The sequence below is a fragment of the Streptomyces sp. NPDC057486 genome, assembly GCF_042802415.1.
In the GTDB taxonomy this organism is placed as follows: Bacteria; Actinomycetota; Actinomycetes; order Streptomycetales; family Streptomycetaceae; genus Streptomyces; species Streptomyces yanii.
In genome coordinates this window covers 1-4,521 of record NZ_JBHVEE010000264.1, presented here as the reverse complement: position 1 = coordinate 4,521, position 4,521 = coordinate 1, and the positions used below count along the sequence as shown (strand labels likewise).

The 4,521-nt window shown below is 73.5% G+C and carries 1 protein-coding gene; it reads left to right on the top strand.

Annotated features, from left to right (window positions below):
• Positions 1-73: 73 nt before the first annotated feature.
• Positions 74-4,462: an FtsK/SpoIIIE domain-containing protein gene (locus ACFU6I_RS47815; protein ID WP_384380668.1), complete on the top strand. Its 4,389-nt coding sequence runs from the start codon at positions 74-76 to the stop codon at positions 4,460-4,462.
• The last annotated feature ends 59 nt before the right edge of the window (positions 4,463-4,521 follow it).

The window sequence follows — 4,521 nt, the reverse complement described above, 5'->3', positions numbered from 1 at the left end:
GGACCCCTCTCCGGCCCGGCCCGGCCGGCCTCCCCGCACCCCTGGTGACCCCCGTGCCCAAGGAGCACTGACGATGCGTCTGACCGTCACCGCCGTCGACCCGGAGCAGGGTCAGACCGCGGACATCATGATCGAGGCCGACCCCGAGGCCCCCGCGGGCGAACTCGCCGAGCAACTGCACCGGCGGCTGCGCGGCGGCACCCCGGACACACCGCCCGTCCTGTACCACGGGGCCACCCCGCTCCCCGCCGACCAGCCGATGGCCGCCGCCGCCCTGCGCTCCGGCAGCCTGCTGTCGCTGGACGCCCCCGCACCCGAGGCGGGCCCGGAGCCGGACGGCGTCGTGGAACTGCGCGGTATCGGCGGCGCCGACGCCGGAGTGGTGTTCCGGCTGTCGCCCGGCGACTACGAGATCGGCTCCGCCGCGTCCTGCCGCATCCAGCTCCGCGCCGAAGGGCTCGCGAAGACCGCGGCGCGCCTGAAGGTGCACGCCGACGGCACCGCGACTGTACGCTCCGTCGACCAGGACGGCGTCACACGGGACGGCACCGAGGCGCAGGACTGGACGGACTGGCCGCTCGGCGGCGTCCTCACCATCGGCCCGGCCCTGCTCGAACTGGCCGCGCCCTCCATGCCCGACGCCGCCCTCCACCCCTCCGACGACGGCGTGGGCCTCGACTACAACCGGCCGCCCCGGCTGCTGCCCCCGCCGGTCAACAACCGCTTCCAGCTCCCCGTACCGCCCGGCAAACCCACCCGCAACAAGCTTCAGCTCATGCTGATCTTCGCGCCGTTGATGATGGCCAGCGTCTCGTTCATCCTCTTCAACAACCCCAGGTTCCTGATCTTCGGCGTCCTCTCCCCGGTCGTCGCCCTCATCTCCCAGTTCTCCAACAAGCGCCGGGGCAAGGAGAGTTACGAGGACCAGCTCAAGGAGTACGAGGAGAAGAAGGCCGCCCTGGAACAGGACGTGGACGAGGCGGTGCTCGCCGAACAGCACGTCCGGCGCCTCGCCGCCCCGGACCCGGCGTCGGCCCTCCTGATCGCCACCGGACCGCGCCAGCGGCTGTGGGAGCGCCGCTGGCGCGACGACGACTTCCTGCTGATGCGGCTCGGCGTCGCCGACCGCCCCGCCTACGTGGAGCTCCAGGACCCCGCCGAACCGGAACACCGCCGCAGGGTCGACCGCACCACGCACGCCGTGCCGGTGACCGTGTCGCTGCGCGCCTGTGGCGTCATGGGCGTCGCAGGAGGCGACACCGCCGAGCCGCTGGTGCGCTGGCTGATCGCCCAGGCCGCCGTCCTGCACAGCCCCTCCGACCTGCGGATCTGCGTACTGTCCGGCACCGGCGGCGCGGACCGCTGGTCCTGGGTGCACTGGCTGCCGCACTGCGCGCCGCTCGGCGAGGACACCATCTCCCTGGTCGGCGCGAGCGCCGAGTCCGTGGGCCGCCGCATCGCGGAACTCACCACCGTGATCGCCGCCCGGCAGCAGGCCGGCGACCGGGCACCGCGCGGCGGCGCCATGGGCGAACCCGACGTCCTGGTCGTCCTCGACGGCGCCCGCAGACTGCGCTCCCTGCCCGGCGTCATCCAGATCCTCCGCGACGGACCGGCCGTCGGCGTGTACGCGCTGTGCGTGGACGACGAGGCCCGGCTCCTGCCCGAGGAGTGCCGCGCCGTGGCCGTGGCCGGGCCGAAGTGGCTGCGCGCCGAGCAGGACAACGCCGACCCCGTCGACGAGGTCCGCATGGACGCGCCGACCCGCTCCTGGTGCGTGGGCGTGGCCCGCGCGCTCGCACCGATCCGCGACGTCGGCGACGACGCCGACGAGAACCTGCTGCCCGCCTCCGCCCGGCTCCTCGACGTACTCGGTCTCGAACCGCCCACCCCCGACGCCGTCGCCGCGCGCTGGGTGATCGCCGCCCGCAGCACCCGCGCCGTGATCGGCGAGGGCGTGGACGGCCCGTTCGCCGTCGACCTGGCCGTCGACGGGCCGCACGGCCTGATCGCGGGCACCACCGGATCCGGCAAGTCCGAACTGCTCCAGTCCCTCGTGGCGAGCCTCGCCGTCGCCAACCGGCCGGACGAGCTGAACTTCGTCCTCGTCGACTACAAGGGCGGCAGCGCCTTCGCCGAGTGCGAGGACCTGCCGCACACCGTCGGCATGGTCACCGACCTGGACACCCACCTCGTGGGGCGGGCCCTGGTCTCCCTCGGCGCCGAACTCAAGCGACGCGAGCACATCCTCGCCGAGGCCGGGGCCAAGGACATCGACGACTACACCGACAAGCGCACCCGCCGCCCCGAACTCGCCCCCATGGCCCGGCTCGTCCTCGTCATCGACGAGTTCGCGTCGATGGTGCGGGAACTCCCCGACTTCGTCTCCGGACTCGTCAACATCGCCCAGCGGGGGCGCTCCCTCGGCATTCACCTGATCCTCGCCACCCAGCGGCCGTCCGGCGCGGTCACCGCCGACATCCGCGCCAACACCAACCTGCGGATCGCGCTGCGCACCACCGACACCAGCGAGAGCCGCGACATCATCGACGCCCCCGACTCCGGGCAGCTCTCGCCCCGCACTCCCGGCCGCGCCCACGCCAGGCTCGGCCACGCGGCGCTGCTGCCGTTCCAGACCGGCCGGATCGGCGGCCGCCGCCTCGACGCCGCGGCCACGGACGAGGACCGCCCGGCGCCGGTGCTCACCGAACTCCACTGGGAGGCCCTCGGCGCTCCTATGCCGAGGCCGGAGGCCCAGGAGGACGCCTTCCAGCCGGTCACCGACCTGTCGGTGCTGGTCGACGCGGTACGCGACGCGGCCACCCAGCTCGCCGTACCGCCCGCCCGCCGCCCCTGGCTGCCCCCGCTGCCCGAAACCCTCACCCTCACCGACCTGCCCACGCCCCCCGAGGCGGCCGAGGACGGCCGGCTCACCCCGGTGGCGTACGGCCTCATCGACGTGCCCACCGAGCAGACACAGCGTCAACTCGCCTTCGATCCGGACGATATGGGCCATCTGTACATCGTCGGCTCACCGCGCAGCGGCCGGTCCCAGACGCTACGCACCCTCGCCGCCGCTCTCACCGGCGCGCACGGCTGCGCCGACGTCCACCTCTACGGACTGGACTGCGGCAACGGAGCCCTCCAGGCCCTCAGCGGGCTGCCGCACTGCGGCGCCGTGGTGGACCGGGGCCAGGTCGAGCGGGTGGCCCGTCTCCTGAACCGCCTGGTCGCCGAGGTCGGGCGGCGCCGTGAACTCCTCGGCAGGCGGGGCGTCGCCGACCTCACCGAACTGCGTCGCGCCCTGCCCGAGGCGGAGCGGCCCCCGCACATTCTGCTGCTCGTCGACCGGTTCGAGGCGTTCGAGCGGGACTTCGCCAACTACGACCAGGGCAGCCTGATGGACGCCATGACCCTCCTGATGCGCGAAGGCGCGAGCGTCGGTGTGCACCTGGTCCTGTCCGGCGACCGCATCCTCGGCCAGAGCCGGTTCTCCGCCTCCACCGAGGACAAGCTGGTCCTGCGTCTCAACGACCGCGCCGACTACTCCATGGTGGGCCTCAACGCCCGCAACGTCCCCGAGGAACTCCCGGCCGGCCGCGGTGTCCTCGCCAAGGACACCAACAGCGCCCAGATCGCGTTGATCCCCGGCACAGACGGCACCGACGCCAGCGGTGCGGGCCAGGCCCGGGCACTCGGCGCACTCGCCGAACGGGTCGCGGAACGCGACGCCGACGTACCCGCCGAGCGCAGGCCGTTCCGCGTGGACGTGCTGCCCGACGAGCTGGACTTCGCGGAGGCACTCGCCCGCAGGCCGCGGAACACCTCCCCGCTGTGGGCGATGATCGGCGTCGGCGGCGACGAACTCGCCGCCGTCGGCACGGACCTGTCACAGGTGCCGTCCTTCGTGGTCGCCGGTCCGCCGAGGTCCGGCCGGAGCACGGTGCTGCTCACCATGGCGAAGTCGCTGACCGAGTCCGGTACGAAGATCGTGGTGATCGCGCCGCGCAATTCGCCGCTGCGCGGCCTCGCCGGACAGCCCGGTGTCGTGGAGGTCTTCACCGACGTCGATGTCGCGGTCGCCGACTTCCGTGCCGCACTCGGCAAGGTGGACAGCCCGGCCGGGGCCATCCTCGTCGACGACGCAGAGATGATGATCAACTCCGAGCTCGACACCGACTTCGTCGCGCTCGCCCGCGGCAGCGCCGGGGACGGCTGGGGCCTGATCGTGGCCGGCAACAACGAGGCGCTGCTCGGCGGCATCGGCGGCTGGCAGGCCGCGGTACGCCGCAACCGCTGCGGCGCCCTGCTCGCGCCCCGCCTGATGGGCGACGGCGAACTCGTCGGCGCCCGTCTGCCACGCGGGCTGATGGGCCAGGACAGCGAACCCGGCCGCGCTCATCTGCAGCTCGGCGACGGCCGCTTCACCACGGTCCGCGTGCCCGCGACGACGGTGGACTGACCGGCAGCACGGCGTACCACCGCACCACAGAGCAAGGCCGGAAGGCCTCCGCTCCCCTC

Excerpts from the sequence above, each read along its gene's own strand:
- ACFU6I_RS47815 (WP_384380668.1), top strand. The coding sequence starts at position 74 with ATGCGTCTGACCGTCACCGCCGTCGACCCGGAGCAGGGTCAGACCGCG.